Below are 21970 nucleotides of genomic sequence, written 5' to 3' on the forward strand. Positions count from 1 at the left end.
TCTCAGTCGGATACCGGCGGACCGCGCACTCCGCCGCCGCCGACCACGACCCCGGTCCTCACATGAGGCGCCACCCATCGAGCGGCGATGACCGGTAGAGCCATGACCGGGCGTGGCGGAACCCAACGCCGGATCGACGAGGTGAGGGCGGCGAGCAGACCCGTCCCGGCGACGATGAGTACCGCGCTGAGCGGGATGGCGATGACGTGGGTCAGCGTCATCGGCAGGATCGCATCATGGTGCATGGCCATCGGGCCGTGCGCCACCGTCATCGCCACGTGGGCGGCGGCTTGCGCCGCGGCCAGCACCACGGCCATGCGCACGGTGGCGGCCCATGCGGATCGACGGCGTTGCTCGCCGACGGCAAGCGCTACGAGACCACCGATGAACGCGGTGAGCAACACTCCCGCCGCGCTCGGCACCGTTCCGGCGCCCACCCCGTGAGCGGCCACCGCCACGGCCGGCACGACGATGCCGGCCGCGACGCGGGCCAGCGCGTCGGGCGACCGGTCATGTGCCGCGGAGTTCATCGAGGCCAATAGTAGGTGTCGGCGCGAGTCGACCTTCCGGCACGGTCGACGGTGAAAGAATGACGGCATGCCGCACACAGGGACCGATGTCGAGATCCGTGAACTCAGCTCCCCCGCGGATCTGGAGAAGCTGACGCGGGTGTTCGACGACGTCTGGCACCCCGACCCCGGCAACCGGCCGGTGAGTGTCGACATGATGCGGGCGTTGTCGCACGCCGGCAACTATGTGGTGGGGGCCTACGTCGGCGATCGGCTGGCCGGTGGCAGCGTGGGGTTCTTCGCGGCACCCGTCGGCACCACCTTGCACAGCCACGTCACCGGGGTCTCGCGGATCGGGCGCGGGCACAACGTCGGCCACGCCCTGAAAATGCATCAGCGTGACTGGGCGTTGGCGCACGGCTTGACCACGATCACCTGGACTTTTGATCCCTTGGTCGCACGCAACGCCTACTTCAACATCAGTAAGCTCGGCGCGGTTCCGATCCGCTACTACCGCGACTTCTACGGCGAGCTCGGCGACGAACTGGCCGGTGGCGACGAGAGCGATCGGTTGCTCGTCTCGTGGTCGCTGGATTCCTCGCCCCCGCCGGTGCCGATCGGTGAGCAGGTCGACGACCTGCTCGCCTCCGGCGCCCAGCTGGCCGTCGCGATCGCCGACGACGAGCCGCAGGCCGTCGGCGACCTGTCGTCTGACTCGATCACCGTGGTCCCGGTCCCGCGCGACATCGAGGCGATGCGCCGCACCCACCCGGTGACCGCGTCGCGCTGGCGCAGCGCGGTGCGAGAGGCGCTGGCGCCGCGCTTCGCCGACGACCACACACACGCGCCGACGACCCGCTTCCTGCGGTCCGGCCACTACGTCGTGGTCCCTCCGGGCTCATGAAGGCCGGCCACCTCCTGACGATCACCGCATGAAGATCACCGGCGTCGAACTCCGACGGGTGGAGCTTCCGCTGGTGGCGCCGTTCCAGACGTCGTTCGCGACGGAGACCGTGCGCGCTGCGCTGTTGGTCCGGGTCGTCGCACCGCAGTGCGAGGGCTGGGGCGAATGCGTCTCCATCGACGAACCGCTCTACTCGGAGGAGTACACCGACGGGGCGATCGATGTGCTGCGCCGCTTCCTGATCCCGCCGATCGTCGCCGGTGACGTCCGGGCGATCGATGTCGGTCCGACGCTCGCCCACATCAAGGGGCAACGGATGGCCAAGGCCGCGCTCGAGGCGGCCGTGCTCGACGCCGAGCTGCGCGCCGCGGGGATGCCGCTCGCGGACCGCCTCGGCGGAGTCGCCTCGTCGGTGCCGGTCGGCGTGTCGGTGGGCATCGCGTCGTCGATCGAAGAGATGCTCGACGAGGTCGCCGAACACCTCGAATCCGGTTATCGGCGCATCAAGCTGAAGATCAAGCCGGGTTGGGACGTCGCGCCGACCCGCGCGGTACGGGAGCGGTTCGGCGACGACGTGGCGCTGCAGGTGGACGCGAACACGGCCTACGGACCCAACGACCTCCGACATCTCGCGAGCCTGGACGCATTCGATCTGCTTCTCGTCGAGCAGCCCTTCGACGAGGAGGACCTCACCACCCATGTCCGGCTGCGGGAGATGATGTCGACGCCGCTGTGCCTGGATGAATCCATCGTGTCCGCTGCGTCGGCCGCCGACGCCATCGGCCGCGGCGCGTGCGACATTGTCAACATCAAACCGGGCCGCGTGGGCGGATATCTGGAAGCGGCGCGAATCCACGATGTCTGTGTCGCGCATGGGATTCCGGTCTGGTGCGGCGGCATGCTCGAGACCGGGCTCGGACGCGCGGCCAATCTCGCACTGGCCGCGATGCCGGGATTCACCCTGCCCGGGGACATCTCGGCCTCGCAACGCTACTTCCACCGTGACATCACACCGCCGTTCACGGTGACCGACGGGCGGATGGCGGTCCCCACCGGACCGGGTATCGGGGTCGACCCCCTCGACGACGCGCTGGCGGAATTCACCACGTGGAGTGAGTGGGTCGGATGAGGCTCTCGCGTGCGGTCGCCGCGCGCCGCCGTCGAGCTCAGCCGGTGCTGCGCCGCAGGGTGACGCGATAGGTGTAGTGCTCGGGCAGGAAGTAGCTGACCGCGAGTTCCACCGGGACACCGTCGGCGTCGCTGTAGAGCCGGTCCACCCGCAGCATCGGATGGCCCACCTCACAGTTCACCTGCTCGGCGACCGTCGCGTCGGCGGCGGCGACCGTGATCGACTGGGCTGCTTCGGCGATCGGCCGGTGCAGGTGCGGTTCGAGCAGCCCGATCATGGTGTGGGTGCTGGTGGCCCCGACGGCCAGCTCGGACCGGTCGAGGACCAGCCGGGCCACCTGATCCGGCCACCACACGGTCGTCAGGACAAACGGTATCCCGTCGTGGAACCGCCGAAAGGCCATGCGATAGACCAGATCCGTGTCCTGACGGAGACGACCGGCCGCATCGAGGTCGACCTGCCGTCGCGGCGATGACACGACCTCCATGGTGGTGTCGTCGGACAGGTTCATCAGGTCCTCGATGGACCCGAGCTGCCGGAGATATCGGCCACCCTCGGTCGCGAATGTCCCACGCCCGGGCACGCGGTACACCGCGCCCTCGGCGACCAGATCCTGGAATGCGCGGCGCACGGTCTGCCGGCTCAATCCGAACTCGTCGGACAGTTCGGATTCCGTCGGCAGGCGGACCCCGCCCCGATACCGGCCCTCGGCGATACGGGTACGCAGCGTGCCCGCGAGTGCGCGGTACGCGGGTTCGGCGAGGTCACGGTGAGCCATCGCGAGCATCCTATCCGCTCGTCAGATGCCACCCCGGGCGACGAGCTGACCCGCGATGACATTGCGCTGGATCTCGTTGGTGCCCTCACCGACGATCATCAGAGGGGCGTCGCGGAAGTAGCGCTCCACATCGAACTCGGTGGAGTAGCCGTAGCCGCCGTGGATGCGCACCGCGTTCAACGCGATCTCCATCGCGACCTCTGATGCGAACAGCTTGGCCATCCCGGCCTCCATGTCGCATCGTTCGCCCCTGTCGTACTGGTCGGCGGCGTGCCAGGTGAGCTGGCGGGCCGCGGTCAGCTTCGTGGCCATGTCCGCGAGGTAGTTGCCGATCGACTGGTGCTTCCAGATCGGCTGGCCGAAGGACTCGCGTTGCTGGGCATACTCCAGCGAATCCTCGAGTGCCGCGGTCGCGACCCCGAGCGCCCGACACGCGACCTGGATGCGGCCGGTCTCCAGCCCCTTCATCATCTGCCCGAAGCCCTTGCCCGGTGTCGTCCCGAGAATGGAGGACTTCGGCACCCGGTAGCCGTCGAAGGACAACTCACAGCTCTCCACGCCCTTGTAGCCCAGCTTGGGCAGGTCCCGGGAGACGGTCAGACCCGGCCCGTGCTCGCACAGCACGATGGAGATGCCGTGGTGGCGCGGCTGCGCCTTCGGGTCCGTCTTGCACAACAGGGCGATCAGCCCGGACCGTCGGGCGTTGGAAATCCAGGTCTTGGACCCGGAGATCACCAGGTCGTCGCCGTCCTCCTTGGCCGCGGTGGCCATGTTCTGCAGGTCCGATCCGCCGCCGGGCTCGGTGAGCGCCATCGTCGCCCGCATCTCGCCTGTCGCCAGTCGCGGCAGGTACGTCTGTTTCTGCTCCTCGGTGCCGAACAACACCAGCAGTTTCGCGACGACGGTGTGACCGCCCATCGCCCCCGCCAGACTCATCCAGCCGCGAGCGAGTTCCTGGGTGACCTGCGCGTAGCACGGCATCGACACCGGCGAGCCGCCGTACCCCTCCGGGACGGCGAGACCGTAGATGCCGATCTGCTTCATCTGCTCGATCCACTTCTCCGGATACTCGTTGGCGTGTTCCACCTCCTGCACCGTCGGCTTGACGTCGCGGTCGATGAACGCACGCACGGTCTCGACCAGGAAAGATTCTTCGGCGTTCAGGCTGTTCATGGACCCACCTCGGCTGGAACTCAACATTTATCTGTATTTGTACGGCCATATTTCCTGGCTCGCCCGATGCTGTCAAGAGGCGATCGATCACTTCCCTTGTCATCGCAGGTCTGGTAAGAGTCTTGGTGACCAATTTGGCCGCACATTTGGCCGTACATGGATCGAGGATCGCGTGCACACAGACAAACGACGGGCGGTGCTGGTCGCACCCGCCTCCGACGACCGCAAGGCGCGCAAGGCCCTGGCGTCCGCCGCCGATGAGGTGGTTCTCGACCTCGAGGACGCCGTCACCCCCGAGAACAAGACGTCCGCCCGGATGGCCGCCGCCGAACTGGTGGCGGAGTTCGGCGGGGACCGGCCGGTGTCGATCAGGATCAACGCGTTCGACACCGAATGGTTCGCCGATGATCTCGCCGCCTGCGCCGGAATGGGCACACTGTCGTCGGCCGTGCTGCCCAAGGCGGAATCGCCGGCACAGCTCGTCGAGGCCGATCGGCTTCTCGGTGACGCACCAGTGCGCCTGCAGATCCTTGTCGAGACGCCGACCGGAATCCGGGACATCGCCGCCATCTGCGGGGCCACCGATCGGCTCGACGCCGTGATCATCGGCTATGCCGATCTCGGTGCGACGCTGGGTCGTTCGTCGTCGGCGCCCCAGTCGGTGTGGCATCCGATCCAGGAGTCCGTCCTGGTGGCCGCCCGGGCGGCAGGGGTGGCCGTGGTGGACGGCCCGCACCTGACCATCGCCGACGACGATGCGTTCCGGAATGCCAAAACCTGGGTGCGCGATCTCGGATTCGATGGCACCTGGGTGATCCACCCGGCCCAGATCGACACGGCAACATCCATATTCACGCCCGACCCGGACGCCGTCGAGGACGCGCGACGGGTGCTCGCGGCACTCGAGGAGGCTGCGGCACGCGGTGACGGCGCCGCAAAGCTCGACGGCCGCATGCTCGACGAGGCGCTGGCGGTGTCGGCGCGACGGGTGCTGGCGAAAGCGGATCCGGCATGACCGGCACGATGATCGCGGTCGGCGGGCCGTACTTCGACGAACTGACAGTCGGCCAACATTTTGACGACGCACCGTCGGTCACGATCACCTCCGGGATCGCCGCCACGCACCAGGCGATCCTCGGTGATCGGATGCGCCTGTCGCTCGACGCGGCGCTCACCCGCCGTGTCACCGGGCACTCGGCGCCGGTGGCGCACCCCGGATTGGTCTGCGATCTCGCGATCGGCCAGTCGACGCTGGCCACTCATCACGTGAAGGCCAACCTGTTCTATCGGGGACTGCGGTTCCTGAGCTATCCCCACATCGGCGATACGTTGACGACCGCGACCGAGGTCGTCGGGCTGCGCGAGAACAAGTCGAAACCCGGCCGGGCCTTAACGGGATTGGCCGCCCTGCACATCGTCACGACGAATCAGGACGACGACGTGGTGTTGGATTTCTACCGGTGCGCCATGCTTCCGCTGAGTCCGTCCGCCGACCCCGAACGCATCCCCGCCGCCGACGATCTGTCCCGGGTCGGGCCGGACCCGCAGCCTCAACCGGTGCTGCCCGAATGGGATCTGTCGGCATACCGGGATGCCGTGGGCGGGCAGCATTTCTCCCCCGATCTCGCCGGCAACGTCTACTGTTCGAGCGGCGATGTCGTCTCCAGCGCACCTGAACTGGCCCGCCTCACTTTGAATGTCGCGGCCACCCACCACGACGCGCGGGTCGGACAGGCCGGGCGGCTGGTCTACGGCGGCCACACCATCGGGCTGGCGATGGCACAGGCGACCCGCGCGCTCCCGAACCTGGTCACGGTGCTGGGTTGGGAGTCGTGCGATCACACCGGACCGGTCCACGAAGGTGACACGCTGACCAGCGAACTGCACGTGGAGGCGGCGAACCCACTCGACGGCGACGGCGGTGTGTTGGACCTCCGCTCGATCGTCGTCGCGCACGAGAGCGACGGCACCACACGCCCGGTCCTCGACTGGCGCTATTCCGCACTCATGGCGTAACCCGTTCCCGAACAGCCTGTTTCACCCAGACCGACTTCCGTTCGATCGAAGGAGCACTTCCGTGACCACTACCGACAAGCCGCTGGCCGGACTGCGCGTCGTGGAGGTGTCGAGCTTCGTGGCGTCGCCGTTGGCGGGCCTGACCCTCTCGCAACTCGGTGCCGAGGTGATCCGCGTCGACCCGATCGGCGGCGCGGCCGACATCAACCGCTGGCCGGTCACCGCCGACGGTGAGTCGATCTACTGGACCGGGCTGAACAAGGGCAAGCAGTCGGTCACCGCCGACCTGCGCAGCGAGTCGGGGCAGGCCTTGGTGCAACGACTGGTGACCGAATCCGGCGCCGGCGGCGGCATCCTGCTGACCAACCAGGCCGGCCGGTCGTGGATGAGCCACGAGACGCTGAGCACACTGCGCCCCGATGTCATCACGTGCGAGATCCTCGGCCGCACCGACGGCACCCCCGGCGTCGACTACACGGTCAACGCCGGACTCGGGTTCCCGATGGTCACCGGCCCGGTCGAGCACACCGAGCCGGTCAATCATGTTCTGCCGGCGTGGGACGTCGTGTGCGGACTCTATGCGGCCCTGGCCATCTCGGCCGCGGTCCGGCGACGAGAGGCCTCCGGGGTGGGCGCCCACATCACGCTTCCGCTGGAGGACACCGCACTCTCGATCGCCAGCACGCTCGGCTATCTGACCGAGCCGCAGGTGAACGGCACCGGTCGGGTGGGTACCGGGAACGATGTATACGGCACGTACGGAACCGATTTCGAGGCATCCGACGGCGGTCGCTTCATGCTCGTGGCACTCACACCCCGCCATTTCCGTGATCTCGTCGAGCTCACCGAGGTGAGCGATGCGGTCGAGGCGGTGGAAAAGGCGCTCGGCGCCGACTTCCGCCGCGAGGACGACCGATTCACCCACCGGGCCGTACTCAACGCGTTGTTCGCACCCTGGTTCGCCCGCCACACCAGCACCGAGGTGGCTGCGGCCCTGGAGAAGTCATCGGTGCTCTCGCAGCAATATCGCAGCTTCGACGACGTCGTCGCCAGTGGCGAACTCGCCACCAACCCGATGTTCGCCGAGCTCGATCAGCCCCGCATCGGCCGCTTCCTCGCCGCCGGCCTCCCCGCCGCCTTCGACGGCGAGCACTACTTCACCGCCCCGGCCCGAGAGCTCGGTGCCGACACCCAAAACCCGTGGTGACTTTGGCTCCCAACCCCTCCACGGCGCCCGACAGAACCTGGTGACTTGGGCTCCCAACCCGCCAGACGGAGGCCGAGAGAACCCAGAATTTCGTCGAGAGAACCCGGCCTTGTCGCGAAAGTGATCCTCTCGCTGCAAATCCGGGTTCTCTCGGCGAAATTCTGGGTTCTCTCGGCGCGAAAGGCTTCCATCGACGTAGACACCGGGTTCTCTCGGCGAAATTCTGGGTTCTCTCGGCGCGAAAGGTTTCCATCGACGTGAACATGAGTTCTCTCAGCCTCCGCCGGGCGGGTTGGGAGACCAAGGTCACCACGCTCACCTAGGGTCTTGGAGCTCGGCAAGGATCGCATCAGTGTGCTCACCGAGTGATGGCACGGCACCCATCCGCATCTCGACGTCGGCGAAGGTCATCGGGGGCAGCAGCGCACGGATCGGGCCGGCCTCGGTGTCGACGTCGCGCCACCGGTCGCGTTCGGCCAGTTGCGGATGTGCGACGACGCCGTCGAGCTCGCGGACCTCGGCGGCCGGGATACCTGCTGCCGCGAGCTTGTCGTCGAGCTCGTCGGACGTGAAGCGTTTGGTCTCTGCCGCCACGAGCGCATCCACCTCCGCGCGTCGCCGCACCCTCTCGATGTTGGTGGCGTAGCGCGGGTCGTCGGCGAGTTCCGGACGCGCCAGCACGTCGGCGATCAGCACCCGCCAACCACGGTCGTTCTGCACCCCGATGAGGATCTCGCCGTCACTTGTCGGGTACCGGTCGTAGGGCACGATGGCCGCGTGCCCGACACCGGATCGCTGGATCTGGCGGTCTCCGTACAGACGCATGTACATCGGGTGGCCCATCCACTCGACGGTCGCATCGAACATGGACACCGCGACGGATGCTCCGGCACCGGTCGTCCCGCGACGTACCAGGGCACTCAGGATCGACGTGAGCGCGTACATCCCCGCGGCGATGTCCGACGTCGGGATACCCGTCTTCGCCGCCTCGTCGGGGCTGCCCGTCACCGAGATCAGCCCGGCCTCGGCCTGCACCAGCATGTCGTAGGCCTTGCGATCTCGGTAGGGTCCCGCCGAGCCGTACCCGGACATGTCCACGACGATGAGTTCGGGGTGATCGGCACGCAAGTCGTCGGCTCCGAAGCCCAGCCGGGCCGCCGCACCCGGCGCGAGGTTCTGCAGGAACACGTCGGACCGGGCGAAGAGCCGGTGCAGGATGTCGCGACCCTCCGAGGTCTTGAGATCCAGCTCCAGAGACTCCTTGCCGCGGTTCAGCCACACGAAATGCGAGGCCAGACCGTGTACGGCATCGTCATAGTTGCGGGCGAAGTCCCCTTCACCGACCCGTTCGACCTTGATGACCCGCGCTCCCATGTCCGCGAGGTGGCGGGTCGCCAACGGAGCCGCGACAGCTTGTTCGAGGGCGACGACGGTGATCCCGTCAAGGGGCAACAAGGAAGGATCGGCAGTCACCGAAGAACGATCACCCGCGCGTGCGTGCCACGTCAACCAGCGCGCACGGCCAGTCCACGGTATGGACATAGGTAGTTCCTCATGGGGTCTGAGTCGGACCCACTTTGAACATGAAGGACCCCTCATGATCCGATGGAAGTTGATCGCCGCAACCGTCCGGATCGTCGGCGGCGTCATCTGGAGGTGAAATGACCACGATCGAGGTCACCGGCCATCGTCAGCGCGAGGCCTGGGCGGAGAAGGTGATGCCCCCGGTCGAGGAGGTCCGGCCCGGACTCTGGTCGATCCCGGTTCCGATGCCGTCGAACCCGCTGCGCTACGTCCTCATCTACGCGCTCGCCCTGCCCGACGGCGTGGCGCTGATCGACACGGGATGGAACACCGACGAGTCGTGGGACACCCTGGTGGCAGGTCTACACACCACCGGGCACGACATCTCCGACGTCCGTCACGTGTCGATCACCCACCTGCACCCGGATCATTTCGGACTGGTCCCCCGCCTGCTCGAGCACGCCGACCCGGTCCTGGCGATGCACCGCAACGACGCCCGTCACCTGCACCATGTCACCGATGCGGAGATCGAGAGGCAGATCGACAACGCCCAGCGGGACCTCGAGATCCACGGCGCGCCGACCGACGTCGTCGACACCGGTTTCCGCGAGATCGCCCGGCTCCCGGACGGTCGCACCATGGATGTCGAACTCGACGACGGCGATGCGCTGAATCTGCCGGGCTGGAATGTCCGCGCGCTGTGGACGCCCGGACACACCGCCGGCCACCTGTGCTTCGTCGACGAGGACGCCGGCGTCATCTTCACCGGCGATCATCTGCTGCCCCGCATCAGTCCGAATGTGTCGACGAACAGATTCCAATCCCACAACCCGCTGTCGGAGTACCTCATCTCGCTGGCGAACACCGAACATCTGCCGGACCTCGAAGCGTTGCCGTCCCACGAATACCGGTTCCGCGGACTCGCCGACCGGGTCACCCATCTGCTCGGCCATCACGAGGAACGGCTCGCCGAGATCACCGAGGCCGTCGCCGCCGAACCGCAGAGCACGGCCTGGGAGATCACCCGCTCGGTGACCTGGTCACGCCCCTTCGAACAACTGTCGGTGCCGCTGAGCCGGATGGCGCTGGGTGAGACCAACGCGCACCTCATCGTGCTCCAGCAGCGCGGCATCCTGACGCCCACCGAGGGCATCCCGATCCGCTGGTCGCTGAGTGCCCCGGCCCGGTCCGTCACCGCTCCATCCACCCCCACCGCGTCCGCGATCACAGAGGAGAACCGCCGATGAGCGCAGTAGAAACCGAGTTCGCCGACGGCGTCGCCGTCATCACCATCAATCGGCCCGAGGCGAAGAACGCGGTCAACCTCGAGGTGTCCGAGGGCATCGCGGCGGCCATCGACGAACTCGAGGCACGCGACGACCTCACGATCGGCATCCTCACCGGCGCCGGCGGAACGTTCTGTGCCGGCATGGACCTCAAGGCCTTCACCCGCGGCGAGAACGTCTCCCTGCCGGGCCGCGGGTTCGGCGGTCTGTCCGAGTCACCGCCCACCAAACCGCTGATCGCCGCCGTCGAGGGGTGGGCGCTGGCCGGGGGTTGCGAGCTCGCGCTCAGCGCCGATCTGATCGTCGCCGCCCGTGACTCCAAGTTCGGCATCCCCGAGGTCAAACGCGGTCTCGCCGCCGCGGCGGGCGGCCTGCTGCGGCTGCCGAAGACATTGCCCTACCAGCTCGCCATGGAGATGGCCCTGACCGGCGATCCCCTCACCGCCGCCCGGGCCCACGAGTTCGGTCTGGTCAATCAGCTGGCCGAACCGGGCGAGGCGCTCGCCGCCGCGCGTGAGCTCGCGGCGAGGGTCGCCGCCAACGGCCCGCTCGCCGTGCGGGCGACCAAGCAGGTGATGTCGATGGCGATCCGCTACACCGACCCCGATCTGGTCAAGGCACAGTGGGAGTACCTGGCACCGGTGTTCTCGTCGCAGGACGCCCAGGAGGGTGCGTTGGCGTTCGCGGAGAAGCGCGCCCCGAACTGGACCGGAAAGTGATCGACGGGAGTTCGCGCTCCGTACGATAGCCCTGTGGACCTGCACCTCGTCACGTACTTCGTTGCGGTGGTCGATCATGGCGGGATCACCAAGGCGGCCCAGTCCCTGTACATCTCGCAACCCTCACTGTCGCAGGCCATCCGAACGCTGGAGCGACGACTGGGGGTGACCTTGTTCGACCGGTCGGGTCGGCGCCTCGAACTCACCGAGGCGGGACGCAAACTCGACGTCGCGGCGCGCCGCATCCTCGCCGACGTGGACCGCGCCAAGGCGAAGGTCGATTCGGTCCGCGAACTGAGGGCCGGCCGGGTCGACGTCGTCACCCATGCCGCGTTCAGTCTCGATCCGATGGTCGAGATGGTCCGCGTCTTCCGCGAGCGATTCCCGCGCCTGGCCGTGCGGGTCGTCGCCGCGGACGGGCCCAGCGGTGTGCTGGCGGCGCTGCGGCGGGGTGACGCCGAGGTCGGTCTGATGGACGCCGCGGCCGAACACGCGACTTTCACCGTGATACCGCTCGGCGATCAGGAACTCGCGCTGGCCGTGCCGCACCGGCTGGACTCGTCGCTCACCGATCCGGTGCCGCGGCACACTGTGCGGTCGATCCCGCTCATCGTCGACACCGGCGACCCCGGGGGCGCCGATGTGCTCGCCGACGTCATCGATGACGACGGACGCAACATCGTGGTGGATTGCGCCCATCCCACCGCGACCTGGGATCTCGTCGCCCACGGCACCGGCGCCACGATCTCCCCGCGCGTGGTGGCCGAGCAGCAGATGCCCCACGCCCGACGCTATCGACTCGATCCGCCGCTGACCCGCCCATTCGGTCTGGTGTTGCGCTCCGGCCACCCGTCACCGGCGGCGATGGCGTTCATCGCGGTTGCGAAAAGCCATGTGGGAGCGGCCACCGCGGTACCTGACGGCGATCCGACCGAGTTCGCAGATCTGTAGGGCCGATGGAACTCCGACAGATCGAATACTTCCTCGCCGTCGTCGAGCACGAGGGCATCGGCGGGGCCGCCGGCGCTCTCGGTGTCGCCCAACCGACTGTGTCGCAAGCACTTCGGGCCCTCGAACGGGAGCTGGGGGTGCCGTTGTTCCATCGGATCGGGCGTGGCATGGTGTTGAGCGCTGCCGGGCGCACGATGGTGGGCCCGGCGCGGCAGATCATCCGCGATGTCGGCGCGGTCGAGGACATGTTGTCGGCGTCGGCGGACGAACTCACCGGGCGGCTGGACATCATGTCGTCGCCCTCGGTGGCGAGCGGGCCGATCATCGACCTCATCGCACATTTCCGGGACGAATACCCGCATGTGACGGTGAGATTCGGCGAGCTCCGCGACGAGACGCGCGCGGCGTCGGTGATCGAGGACGGACATTGCGAGTTCGTGGTCGCCCACCTGCCGATCGCCGGTGACGAACTGGAGGTCGTGGTACTCGGCGAACAGGAATACCTCCTCGTCTATCCGCCCGGCACCGAGGTTCCCGACGGCCCGATCCCGTTGGAGGAACTACCGTCGATCCCCATGGTGTTCGTGCCGCGCGGCCAGTCGGTCGCCGACGAGATCGAAGAAGCCATCCGGGTCGCCGGGGTGCGGCCGCCGCTGGCCGTCCTCTCCGAACATCGCGAGGAGCGCCTCCCGATGGTCCTTGCCGGCATCGGCGGCTCCATTCTCGAGAAGACCATGGCCGAGTCAGTCGCCGACCGCGCCGTGGTCCGGACGGTGGAGCCACGGTTCGTGCGGCCCTTCGCCATCGCCTACGACCCTGCCGCACTGTCGCCGGTCGGCCAAGCCTTCGTGGAACTCATCGGCGACGCCGGACGTCGATGAACTGAGCGTCCCAGCGTGCCCCGCACGGGGGTCACTCGACTAGCCCGGACTCGCTACACGTCGAGAGAACCCAATATTCCACCGACAGCACCCAAGGCTGGTCTGCTCGTTCGGCTGACCACCGGATCGCAGGGTGCTGTCGGTGGAATTTTGGGTTCTCTCGACCTCCGTGCTGATGGCGAGGGGCGGTCGGGTGCGTTTGGGCGGGCGCGGTTGGTCGGGTGCGGTTGGTCTACTATCCGACTCGCTCGAAAATGGCGGCCAGGCCTTGGCCGCCGCCGATGCACATCGTCTCGAGGCCGTAGCGCGCCTCCCGGCGCACCATCTCGCGGGCCAGCGACGCGAGCATGCGCACACCGGTAGCGCCCACCGGGTGCCCCAGTGAGATACCGGACCCGTGGACGTTGGTGCGGTCGAAGTCGCCGCCCGAGCCGAACCGACCGAATCCCCACTCCCGGGTGACTGCCAGCGCCTGCGCCGCGAAGGCCTCGTTGAGCTCGATGACGTCGATGTCGGCGAGGGTCAGACCGGCCTTGGCCAAGGCCTTTTCGGTGGCGGGTACCGGACCGATTCCCATGGTGCGCGGCGGCACCCCGGCCACCGCCCAGGAGACCAGCCGGACCAGGGGGCGCAGGCTGTGCTTCTCGGCGATCTCCGGCGTGGTGACGATACACATCGCCGCGGCGTCGTTCTGCCCGCTGGCATTCCCCGCGGTGACCGTGGCGTCGGGATCTTCCTTGCCCATGATCGGCTTGAGCTTTGCCAGCGATTCCACGGAGACGTCGGGACGCGGGTGTTCGTCGGTGTCGATCACCTGGTCACCGCCGCGACCGGGCACCGTGACCGGGACGATCTCCTCGGCGAGGACCCCGTCCTTCTGCGCCCGGACCGCCCGCAGATGGGACTCGACGGCGAGTTCGTCCTGTTCCTCGCGGGAGATCTCGTACTCTTTACGCAGGTTCTCGGCGGTCTCGATCATGCCACCGGGCACCGGATAGTTCTTGCCGCCGGCCGTGGACCGCGCGCGAACCAGACTGTCGTGCATGGTGATACCCGACCGGGCTCCACCCCACCGCATATCGGTGGAGTAGAACGAGGCGTTGCTCATCGACTCGGTTCCGCCCGCGACGACGACGTCGTTGTCGCCGCCGGCCACCTGGAATCCTGCTTGGATGACGGCCTGCAGACCTGACCCGCATCGGCGGTCGATGTGCATGCCGCCCACCGTGATCGGCAAACCGGCGTCGAGCGCGACGACCCGGCCGATCGCCGGCGCCTCGCTGTTGCCGTTGCAGTGCCCGAGGATCACGTCCTCGACCGACTCCGGGGCAAGCCCGGACCGCTCGAGCATGCCGCGCAGCGCCGTGACACCGAGTTCGACGGCGGTCACGTTCTTGAACATGCCGCCGTACCGTCCGATCGGTGTCCGGACGGGTTCACAGATGACGATGTCTCTCATTGCAGGCCTTTCGATGTCGATGGTGAGCCGGCTACCGGGCCACTCACATGAACCGTCCGCCGGTCACCTCGAGAACGGTGCCGGTCATGTACGAGGACATGTCGGACGCCAGGAACAGGGCGACCGAGGCGACCTCCTCGACCTCACCGGCGCGCTGCATCGGGATCTCGGCCATTTTCGCGTCCCAGGCCTTCTGCGGCATCGCCTCGGTCATCGCGGACCGGATGAGCCCGGGCTGAATCGCGTTGACCCGCACGCCGTGGTGGGCCATCTCCTTGGCCGCGGCCTTGGTCATACCGACGATGCCGGCCTTGGCGGCTGAATAGTTCGTCTGCCCGACCATGCCGACCTTGCCGGACAACGACGAGATGTTCACGATCGCACCACGTTTGGCCTCACGCATGATCGCCGACGCTTTACGGGTGCCGTTCCAGGTGCCCTTGAGGTGCACCGAGATGACGAGGTCGAAGTCGTCTTCGGTCATGGTGCGCATGGTGGCGTCACGGGTGATACCGGCGTTGTTGACCATCACGTCGAGTGACCCGAAGTTCTCGACCGCGTCCGCGAGCAGAGCATCGACGTCATCGGCCTCGGTGACGTTGCAGCGCACCGCACGCGCCACCTCGGCGCCGCCGAGCTTGTCCGCCGCGGCCTGGGCGGCATCGATGTTCAGGTCACCGATGACGACGCGGGCACCGACGTCGACGAAGGAGCGGGCGATCTCGAAGCCGATGCCCTGCGCACCCCCGGTGATCACTGCTGTCTGTCCGTCGAGGGAGGCGGGGTTGTGGCTCGATCGCACCTGCGTCACCGTCTTTCTGCCGATTGATGTCGCCGTTGAATCTACCGCTCGATCTGCGCTTCGAACCCGTCGTGACCATTCGCATCAGCTATCGGAGCGTTTCACCGGACGAATCAGTGAACCTGGCACGCAGAGACGCCGCAGTGTCCTCACAGCGTTCTTGCAGGCACGTCGACTTCACTGATCTGCATGAGTTCCGTCGCCACCCTCGCCGCACAGGTCCCACCGAATCCGGAGGCCACCGAGATCATCACCAACGTCCTCTACTACCTCGGGCTGTCCGCCGTGGTCGGAATGGGGCTCACCTTTGCCTACCTCGCGCGGCCCCAAAGAGACGGCGGCATCGTGGCGGCTCGCGCGCGACGGATCATCGTCCCGGTGAGCGCCTTCGTGGTCCTCACCGCGCTGATCCAGTTCGCTGTGGCGGCTGCCTCGTCGGCCGACGTCGGTCTCGTCCACGGCCTCGACCCGAGCGTGGTGAATGCGTTCGTCCACGCCGCGCCCGGTCACGGCAGCTCGATCGGCGCCGGGACCTTGGCCCTGATCCAGCTGGGCGGCTACCTCGTATCGGTGCTGTTCCTCGTGGGCCTGTACCTGCGTCCCGGCCGTCTGTTCGGCTGGCTCAGTGTGGCGGTCGGAGTCGCGACGGCGATGGTGCCCTACCTCCCGTTCGGTGCGCTGTCTGCCGACAGCCTGGCCCGCAGCGGCCTGACCGCCCTGCATGTGCTCGGCGCACTACTGTGGATCGGCGGGCTGGTGGTGATGCTCGTCATCGGGCTCACGGGCCGAGCACAACGGCAGGAACTGTCCATCGGCGACTCGCGCCGGCTGACCGACGACTGGACACAGATCTGGACCCGGTTCAGTCTCGTCGCGCTGTGGGCGGTGGGCATGATCCTGGTGAGCGGCGCCTGGCTGGCGTGGTCGCACGTCGGGACGCCCGCTCAGTTGCTGACCACCGCCTACGGCCGCTACCTGGGCATCAAGCTCCTGATGGTGCTCGGCCTGCTGATCGCCGGCGCCTACAACGTGCGGGTCCTGCTGCCGCGCATCCGCACCGCCCGCGCATCCGGCGACGACTCGTCGGCGTTACGTCTCGCGGTCGATCACTTTCCGAAGGTGGTCGCGATCGAATCGATGCTCGCGGTGGGGGTACTCGTGGTGGTGCCCTTCCTCCGCGGGTCGGCGCGCCAGGAAGCCGGCTGGGCGGATGCCCGCTCCTTTGACCTGACAGTCTTCGGCACCGGGGTCCTGCTCGTCGCGCTGGTCGGCGTGGCACTGTGGCTGGGCACCCGGACGCGTGCGGTCGACCCGCGTCCTCGAACCGCTGCGGTGTCCCCCTCGGCTCCCCGATGACACTGTGATCAGCCGTGGCCATTCGTATCGGCTAACGGTCTGTTGCACCAGTTCGTATTGGACACGCACAGGCCGGCGGCGCAGAGTGAAGCCATGACGACCACCGAAACCCCTGTCGCGCCGCAGGTCAGCGCCGACGACTTCGCCGACATTCTTGCCGCGACACGTGAATTCGTCCGCGAGAAGGTCGTCCCGCGCGAACAGGAGATCCTCGACACCGACGCCATCCCCGACGACATCCGGGCGACCGCGAAGGACATGGGCCTGTTCGGATACGCGATTCCGCAGGAGTGGGGCGGCCTCGGCCTCGACCTCACCCAGGACGTCGAACTGGCGATGGAACTCGGCTACACGTCGCTGTCACTGCGGTCGATGTTCGGCACCAACAACGGCATCGCCGGGCAGGTCCTCGTCGGTTTCGGCACCGACGAACAGAAGTCGGCGTGGCTGGAGAAAATCGCGTCCGGTGAGGTGGTCGCGTCCTTCGCACTGACCGAGCCCGGCGCCGGCTCGGACCCCGCGGGTCTGCGGACCAAGGCGGTCCGCGATGGCTCCGATTGGGTGATCACCGGGGAGAAGCGGTTCATCACCAACGCCCCGCTCGCGGATCTCTTCGTGGTGTTCGCGCGGACCCGCCCGGCCGACAAGAACGGGACGGGCATCGCGGTGTTCCTGGTGCCTGCCGACTCGGCGGGAATCACCGTCGGCAGCAAGGACCGCAAGATGGGCCAGGAAGGCGCCTGGACGTCGGACGTCCACTTCGACGAGGTGCGGGTGCCGGACTCCGCGCTGGTCGGCGGGAGCGAGGACGTCGGATATCGGGCGGCGATGACGTCGCTGGCCCGCGGACGGGTCCACATCGCGGCGTTGTCGGTCGGTACCGCGCAGCGCGCGCTCGACGAATCGGTCGCCTGGGCGGCGACCGCCACCCAGGGCGGCACGCCGATCGGCGAGTTCCAGCTCGTCCAGGCCATGCTCGCCGACCAGCAGACCGGAGTGATGGCCGGCCGTGCGATGGTTCGCGACGCCGCGCGCGCCTGGGTCGATGAGACCGACCGGCGTATCGCACCGTCGGCGGCCAAGCTGTTCTGCACCGAGATGGTGGGCAAGGTGGCCGATCTGGCCGTGCAGATCCACGGCGGCAGCGGGTACATGCGCGACGTCCCGGTCGAGCGCATCTACCGCGACGTGCGCTTGCTACGCCTCTATGAGGGCACGAGCGAGATCCAGCGCCTCATCGTCGGCCGGAACCTGGTCAAGCAGGCGCAGCGCGGCTGACCGCTCAGCTGCCCCGCTCGGCTGCCCCGCTCGGTTCTTACGCCGTAAATGCGTTCGTCCCCTTGAAATATCAAGGGGACGAACGCATTTCCGCCGGAAGAACAAGGCGTGACTGCGATCAGGCGGTGTCGAGGCGCTCGCGCAGGGCGACCTTCTGGATCTTGCCGGCCGCCGACGTCGGCAGCGTATCCACGACGATCACGTCACGGATCTTCTTGTACGGCAGCACCTGCTCGGCGACGAAGGCCGCGACGACCTCTTCGTCGATGACGTGGCCATCCTTCGGAACGAGGAAGGCGACCGGCTCCTGGCCGACGCTGCCCGCCTCCCGACCGACGACGGCCGCCGACGCCACATCGGGGTGGGTGACCAGGATCTCCTCGAGCTCACGCGGATACACGTTGTAGCCCTTGTAGATCAGCATGTCCTTGGCGCGATCGCAGATGTAGAGGTACCCGTCGGAGTCGAGGTAGGCGATGTCACCGGTATCGAGCCAGCCGTCGACATACTGGGCGGCGGTGATCTCCGGATGTCCGAGGTAGCCCGCCGTGATCTGCGGTCCCCGCACCCAGAGCTCACCCCGCTCACCCCGTCCGAGCACGATCGCCGGGTCGTCGACGGACCGGATCTGCACCTCGGTGTCGAAGACCGGCAACCCCACACTGCCGAGTCGGTATTCGCCGCCGCGGGTCAGCGGCGCCGACGACACCAGGCAGGTGGCCTCGGTGAGACCGTATCCCTCGACGACCGAGCCGGACGAGAAGGCCGACCGCAGGTTGGTCAGGGTGACCCGGTCGATCGGAGCTGCACCGGACGACACCACCCGCACCGACGACAGGTCACGCCGGGCGACGTCGGGATGGGTTGCCAGCGCATGCCACATCGCCGGGCTGCCGGTGATGTAGGTGGCCCGGTGACGCTCGATGAGCTCGAGCATCTTTGCCGGATCGAACCGCCCGGCCAGGATCTGGGTGGCACCGCACAGCAGCAGGAACGACATGTTGATCAGGGCGTGGGCATGAAAGAGCGGCGACACCACCACGGAGGCCGCATCACCGGGATCCACTCCCCGGGACTCGCCGACACGGGGACGGAGCTGCACGTAGCCGTCACCGCCCTCGATGACCTCATGGTCGGCGCGCCACGCGATCATCTGGGTGGCATTTCCGATCACGTTCCGATGCAGGACCGAGACACCTTTGGACACACCCGTGGTCCCACCGGTGAACGCCAGATGGGCGATATCGGATGCGCTGACCGTCGTGGTCGGCGCGATGGAGTGACCCGCGGTGAAATCGGCCAGCGAGACGACGCCCCGGGGCGCCGACTCCACATCGGCCTCGGCCAGGACGACCGCCAGCAGGTGGGAGTCCTCGGCCGCTTCGAGCAGCCGACCGAGCTGTTCGGACCCGGTGAACGCGGCGACCGCGCGGGTCTCCACCAGTTGGGACCGCAGACCCGGCACCGGCTGTAGCGGATTGACCAGGGTCACGGTGGCCCCGGCACGCAGCGAACCGTAGTAGGCGATGACGAACTCGATGCTGTTGGCCAGATGCAGCAGCACCACGTCGCGGTCGGCGACGCCCGCAGACCGCAACGCCGCGGCCACGCGGGCGGTTTCGACGTCGAGTTCGTCGTAGCTCAACACCCGCTCACCGTCGACGACCGCCGCACGCGGTCCGTACATGCGTGCCATGCTCGGCGGCAGCGCCGGCATGGCGACGTCGGGATAGTGCAGTTCGGTGGTCGCCATCGCCGCGGTCACCGCGGTGCCATCCGGATTGCGCCGTCGAGGCGAATCGTCTCACCGTTGAGGTAGCTGTTCTCCAGGATGGACACGGCGAGTTGACCGAACTCCGACGGCTTCCCGAGCCGGGACGGGTTGGGGATGCTCGCGGCCAGCGACTGCCGAACGTCGTCACGCAGCCGGGACAGCAGCGGTGTGTCCATCGTTCCGGGTGCGATGGTATTCACCCGGATGAGCTTGCTCGCCAGATCACGCGCGGCCACGATCGTCATCCCGACGATGCCGGCTTTCGATGCGCTGTAGTTGATCTGGCCGATCTGCCCCTCGAACGCCGCCACCGAGGCGGTCAGCACGATGCAGCCCCGCTCGCCGTCGAGGTCGTCGAGCCGTGCCATCCGCTCGGCTCCCAGCGACAGCGCATTGAAGGAACCGATCAGGTTGAGCCTGATGACGAACTCGAAATCCTCGAGCGATCCGGCCTTGCCGTCCTTGTCGAGGATTCGCATGCGTCGTCCGGCACCCGCACAGTGGACCAGCCCTCGGAGTCCACCCCGGTCGTCCGCGATGTCGAGTGCCGTGGCGAACTGCTCCCGATCGGTGATGTCGGCCGCGGCGAAGCTCGCCGACGACCCGAGTTCGTCGGCGACGGCCGCACCGTCGGACGTGGGTAGGTCGATCAGGGTGACGAGGCCTCCGGCGTCGACGATGCGGCTCGCTGTCGCGAGTCCGAGACCCGACGCCCCGCCGGTGATCGCGAACGATTGTCCTTTGAGTTCCACTGTTCTCCTTTGGTTTACCGCCTACCCGCTGGTCGAGTAGTCGTCGAGCCGGCGCCCCCGCTGGTCAAGTAGTCGCCGAGCCGGCGCCCCCGCCGGTCAAGTAGTCGTCGAGCCGGCGCCCGCCCCGCTGGTCGAGTAGTCGCCGAGCCGCTAGGCGAGACGACGTATCGAGACCCCGCCCACCCGCTGGTCGAGTAGACGCCGAGCCGCTAGGCGAGACGACGTATCGAGACCCCGCCCCCCGCTGGTCGAGTAGACGCCGAGCCGCTAGGCGAGACGACGTATCGAGACCCCACGCTGCTGTCAGAGCAGTTCGACGATGGTGGCGTTGGCCATGCCGCCGGCCTCGCACATGGACTGCAGGCCGTAGCGAATACCATTGTCGCGCATGTGGTGAAGCAGGCGCGTCATCAGGATCGCGCCCGACCCGCCGAGGGGATGGCCGACCGCTATGGCGCCGCCGAGTGGGTTGAGGCGCGCCGCATCGGCACCGGTTTCCATCTGCCAAGCGAGCGGCACGGGCGCGAAGGCCTCGTTGATCTCGAACGCGCCGATCTCACCGATCGACAGTCCGGACCGCTTGAGGGCCTTGGCGGTCGCCGCGATCGGTGCGGTGAGCATGATCACCGGGTCGTCGCCGGCGACCACGGCTGTGTGCACCCGGGCGATGGGGGTCAGGCCACGCTCCCGGGCGGTGTCGCCACCCATGACCAGCAACGCGCCGGCGCCATCGGAGATCTGGGAGGCGTTGCCCGCGTGGATGACACCGTCTTCCTTGAAGGCCGGTTTCAGGGCCGCCATCGACTCGAGGGTGCCGCCGCGGCGGATACCCTCATCGCCTTCGAGGACGCCGGAGATCGGCGCGAGCTGTCCGTCGAAGGCGCCGGCGTCGGCGGCGGCCGCGGCCAGTTCGTGTGAGCGCAAGGAGAACTCGTCCAGAGCTGTTCGGCTCAGCGACCACTTCTCGGCCATCATCTCCGCACCGACGCCCTGGCTGAAGCGATCGACACCGTAGCGGTCGAGGACCGTGGCCGGCTGGCTCTCGCCGTTCGGGGCGGCGCTGCCCATCGGCACCCGGCTCATCGACTCCACCCCGCCGGCGACCACGATGTCCTGCTGGCCGGAGGCGACTGCGGCCGCGGCCATCGACAGCGCCTGCTGGCTCGATCCGCACGCCCTGGTCACCGTGGTGCCCGGTACCGACTCCGGCCATCCCGCCGCGAGTATCGCCGTACGGGCGACATTGCCGGCCTGCTCGGACGCCTGACTGACACATCCCCAGACCACGTCGTCGACGGCCGCCGGGTCGAGGCCGGTCCGCTCGACCAGGGCCTCGAGGACGTGCGCCGACAGGTCGGCGGGATGGATGCCCGACAGGGCGCCACGCCGGCGGCCGATCGGGGTACGGACCGCATCGACGATCACTGCATCACGCATGGGACTTCCTTCTACTGACGTGTGGTTCGGACAGC

Annotated in this window: 20 protein-coding genes; 11 read left to right on the plus strand and 9 right to left on the minus strand. The window is 67.9% G+C overall.

The window, feature by feature from the left end; all coding sequences use genetic code 11:
• Positions 1-2: 2 nt before the first annotated feature.
• Positions 3-530, minus strand: coding sequence for a YtxH domain-containing protein (locus tag AC4AMJ_RS18090; protein ID WP_489913711.1), 528 nt, complete (start codon positions 528-530; stop codon positions 3-5).
• Positions 531-597: 67 nt separating this feature from the next.
• On the opposite strand from AC4AMJ_RS18090, the gene AC4AMJ_RS18095 reads away from it, so the two are divergent.
• Together AC4AMJ_RS18095 and menC are read left to right on the plus strand one after the other, a co-directional pair.
• Positions 598-1413, plus strand: a complete 816-nt coding sequence (locus AC4AMJ_RS18095; RefSeq protein ID WP_489913713.1) for a GNAT family N-acetyltransferase — start codon at positions 598-600, stop codon at positions 1411-1413.
• Positions 1414-1441: 28 nt separating this feature from the next.
• The gene (menC, locus tag AC4AMJ_RS18100; RefSeq protein WP_489913715.1) at positions 1442-2542 is read left to right on the plus strand and encodes an o-succinylbenzoate synthase; all 1101 of its coding nucleotides are present in this window, start codon (positions 1442-1444) and stop codon (positions 2540-2542) included.
• A gap of 37 nt (positions 2543-2579) precedes the next feature.
• Here menC and AC4AMJ_RS18105 read toward each other — a convergent pair whose 3' ends face one another.
• Positions 2580-3320: a GntR family transcriptional regulator gene (locus AC4AMJ_RS18105; RefSeq protein ID WP_489899647.1), complete on the minus strand. Its 741-nt coding sequence runs from the start codon at positions 3318-3320 to the stop codon at positions 2580-2582.
• A 21-nt stretch (positions 3321-3341) separates the two neighbouring features.
• A complete protein-coding gene (locus AC4AMJ_RS18110; RefSeq protein ID WP_489913717.1) occupies positions 3342-4493 on the minus strand; it encodes an acyl-CoA dehydrogenase family protein in 1152 nt (383 codons plus the stop codon).
• 172 nt (positions 4494-4665) lie between these two features.
• Between AC4AMJ_RS18110 and AC4AMJ_RS18115 the strand changes: the two genes are divergently transcribed.
• From AC4AMJ_RS18115 to AC4AMJ_RS18125, 3 genes are all read left to right on the plus strand, one after another.
• A complete protein-coding gene (locus AC4AMJ_RS18115; RefSeq protein ID WP_489913719.1) occupies positions 4666-5508 on the plus strand; it encodes an HpcH/HpaI aldolase/citrate lyase family protein in 843 nt (280 codons plus the stop codon).
• On the plus strand, positions 5505-6509 hold the full coding sequence (locus tag AC4AMJ_RS18120; RefSeq protein ID WP_489913721.1) for a MaoC family dehydratase: 1005 nt from the start codon (positions 5505-5507) through the stop codon (positions 6507-6509). The genes AC4AMJ_RS18115 and AC4AMJ_RS18120 overlap by 4 nt, the downstream gene beginning before the upstream one ends.
• A 61-nt stretch (positions 6510-6570) precedes the next feature.
• Positions 6571-7716 (plus strand): CoA transferase, encoded by a 1146-nt coding sequence (locus AC4AMJ_RS18125; RefSeq protein ID WP_489899643.1) that lies wholly within the window; start codon positions 6571-6573, stop codon positions 7714-7716.
• A 315-nt stretch (positions 7717-8031) separates the two neighbouring features.
• On the opposite strand, the gene AC4AMJ_RS18130 is transcribed toward AC4AMJ_RS18125, so the two are convergent.
• Complete coding sequence (locus tag AC4AMJ_RS18130) at positions 8032-9189, minus strand: CaiB/BaiF CoA transferase family protein (RefSeq protein WP_489913723.1); 1158 nt, start codon at positions 9187-9189, stop codon at positions 8032-8034.
• Positions 9190-9377: 188 nt separating this feature from the next.
• On the opposite strand from AC4AMJ_RS18130, the gene AC4AMJ_RS18135 reads away from it, so the two are divergent.
• From AC4AMJ_RS18135 to AC4AMJ_RS18150, 4 genes are read left to right on the plus strand one after another with little or no spacing between them, the layout of a single operon-like run.
• Entirely contained in the window at positions 9378-10487 is a 1110-nt protein-coding gene (locus tag AC4AMJ_RS18135; RefSeq protein WP_489913725.1) for an MBL fold metallo-hydrolase, read from the plus strand.
• Complete coding sequence (locus tag AC4AMJ_RS18140; protein ID WP_489899640.1) at positions 10484-11245, plus strand: crotonase/enoyl-CoA hydratase family protein; 762 nt, start codon at positions 10484-10486, stop codon at positions 11243-11245. The genes AC4AMJ_RS18135 and AC4AMJ_RS18140 overlap by 4 nt, the downstream gene beginning before the upstream one ends.
• Before the next feature lie 33 nt (positions 11246-11278).
• A complete protein-coding gene (locus AC4AMJ_RS18145; RefSeq protein ID WP_489913727.1) occupies positions 11279-12196 on the plus strand; it encodes a LysR family transcriptional regulator in 918 nt (305 codons plus the stop codon).
• A 5-nt stretch (positions 12197-12201) separates the two neighbouring features.
• Positions 12202-13077, plus strand: a complete 876-nt coding sequence (locus tag AC4AMJ_RS18150; protein ID WP_489899638.1) for a LysR family transcriptional regulator — start codon at positions 12202-12204, stop codon at positions 13075-13077.
• A gap of 235 nt (positions 13078-13312) precedes the next feature.
• Here the strand turns inward: AC4AMJ_RS18150 and AC4AMJ_RS18155 are convergent, their stop codons facing one another.
• Positions 13313-14536: an acetyl-CoA C-acetyltransferase gene (locus tag AC4AMJ_RS18155; protein WP_489899637.1), complete on the minus strand. Its 1224-nt coding sequence runs from the start codon at positions 14534-14536 to the stop codon at positions 13313-13315.
• Positions 14537-14579: 43 nt separating this feature from the next.
• A complete protein-coding gene (fabG, locus tag AC4AMJ_RS18160; protein WP_489913729.1) occupies positions 14580-15338 on the minus strand; it encodes a 3-oxoacyl-ACP reductase FabG in 759 nt (252 codons plus the stop codon).
• Between the two features lie 189 nt (positions 15339-15527).
• Between fabG and AC4AMJ_RS18165 the strand changes: the two genes are divergently transcribed.
• Together AC4AMJ_RS18165 and AC4AMJ_RS18170 are read left to right on the plus strand one after the other, a co-directional pair.
• Positions 15528-16694, plus strand: a complete 1167-nt coding sequence (locus tag AC4AMJ_RS18165; RefSeq protein WP_489913731.1) for a copper resistance D family protein — start codon at positions 15528-15530, stop codon at positions 16692-16694.
• 93 nt (positions 16695-16787) lie between these two features.
• Complete coding sequence (locus AC4AMJ_RS18170; protein ID WP_489913733.1) at positions 16788-17972, plus strand: acyl-CoA dehydrogenase family protein; 1185 nt, start codon at positions 16788-16790, stop codon at positions 17970-17972.
• A 118-nt stretch (positions 17973-18090) separates the two neighbouring features.
• On the opposite strand, the gene AC4AMJ_RS18175 is transcribed toward AC4AMJ_RS18170, so the two are convergent.
• The 3 genes from AC4AMJ_RS18175 to AC4AMJ_RS18185 form a co-directional block, all read right to left on the minus strand.
• A complete protein-coding gene (locus tag AC4AMJ_RS18175; RefSeq protein WP_489913735.1) occupies positions 18091-19725 on the minus strand; it encodes a class I adenylate-forming enzyme family protein in 1635 nt (544 codons plus the stop codon).
• Between the two features lie 8 nt (positions 19726-19733).
• Positions 19734-20498 (minus strand): SDR family NAD(P)-dependent oxidoreductase, encoded by a 765-nt coding sequence (locus AC4AMJ_RS18180; protein WP_489899632.1) that lies wholly within the window; start codon positions 20496-20498, stop codon positions 19734-19736.
• 303 nt (positions 20499-20801) lie between these two features.
• A complete protein-coding gene (locus tag AC4AMJ_RS18185) occupies positions 20802-21935 on the minus strand; it encodes a thiolase family protein (protein WP_489899631.1) in 1134 nt (377 codons plus the stop codon).
• Positions 21936-21970: the final 35 nt, after the last annotated feature.

It is taken from the genome of Gordonia sp. LMA484 (genome assembly GCF_058129505.1).

Excerpts from the sequence above, each read along its gene's own strand:
- AC4AMJ_RS18170 (WP_489913733.1), top strand. The coding sequence starts at position 16,788 with ATGACGACCACCGAAACCCCTGTCGCGCCGCAGGTCAGCGCCGACGAC.
- AC4AMJ_RS18185 (WP_489899631.1), bottom strand. The coding sequence starts at position 21,935 with ATGCGTGATGCAGTGATCGTCGATGCGGTCCGTACCCCGATCGGCCGC.
- AC4AMJ_RS18165 (WP_489913731.1), top strand. The coding sequence starts at position 15,528 with ATGAGTTCCGTCGCCACCCTCGCCGCACAGGTCCCACCGAATCCGGAG.
- AC4AMJ_RS18175 (WP_489913735.1), bottom strand. The coding sequence starts at position 19,725 with ATGGCGACCACCGAACTGCACTATCCCGACGTCGCCATGCCGGCGCTG.
- AC4AMJ_RS18105 (WP_489899647.1), bottom strand. The coding sequence starts at position 3,320 with ATGGCTCACCGTGACCTCGCCGAACCCGCGTACCGCGCACTCGCGGGC.
- AC4AMJ_RS18120 (WP_489913721.1), top strand. The coding sequence starts at position 5,505 with ATGACCGGCACGATGATCGCGGTCGGCGGGCCGTACTTCGACGAACTG.
- AC4AMJ_RS18090 (WP_489913711.1), bottom strand. The coding sequence starts at position 530 with ATGAACTCCGCGGCACATGACCGGTCGCCCGACGCGCTGGCCCGCGTC.
- AC4AMJ_RS18150 (WP_489899638.1), top strand. The coding sequence starts at position 12,202 with ATGGAACTCCGACAGATCGAATACTTCCTCGCCGTCGTCGAGCACGAG.
- AC4AMJ_RS18135 (WP_489913725.1), top strand. The coding sequence starts at position 9,378 with ATGACCACGATCGAGGTCACCGGCCATCGTCAGCGCGAGGCCTGGGCG.
- AC4AMJ_RS18110 (WP_489913717.1), bottom strand. The coding sequence starts at position 4,493 with ATGAACAGCCTGAACGCCGAAGAATCTTTCCTGGTCGAGACCGTGCGT.
- menC (WP_489913715.1), top strand. The coding sequence starts at position 1,442 with ATGAAGATCACCGGCGTCGAACTCCGACGGGTGGAGCTTCCGCTGGTG.
- AC4AMJ_RS18155 (WP_489899637.1), bottom strand. The coding sequence starts at position 14,536 with ATGAGAGACATCGTCATCTGTGAACCCGTCCGGACACCGATCGGACGG.
- AC4AMJ_RS18095 (WP_489913713.1), top strand. The coding sequence starts at position 598 with ATGCCGCACACAGGGACCGATGTCGAGATCCGTGAACTCAGCTCCCCC.
- AC4AMJ_RS18140 (WP_489899640.1), top strand. The coding sequence starts at position 10,484 with ATGAGCGCAGTAGAAACCGAGTTCGCCGACGGCGTCGCCGTCATCACC.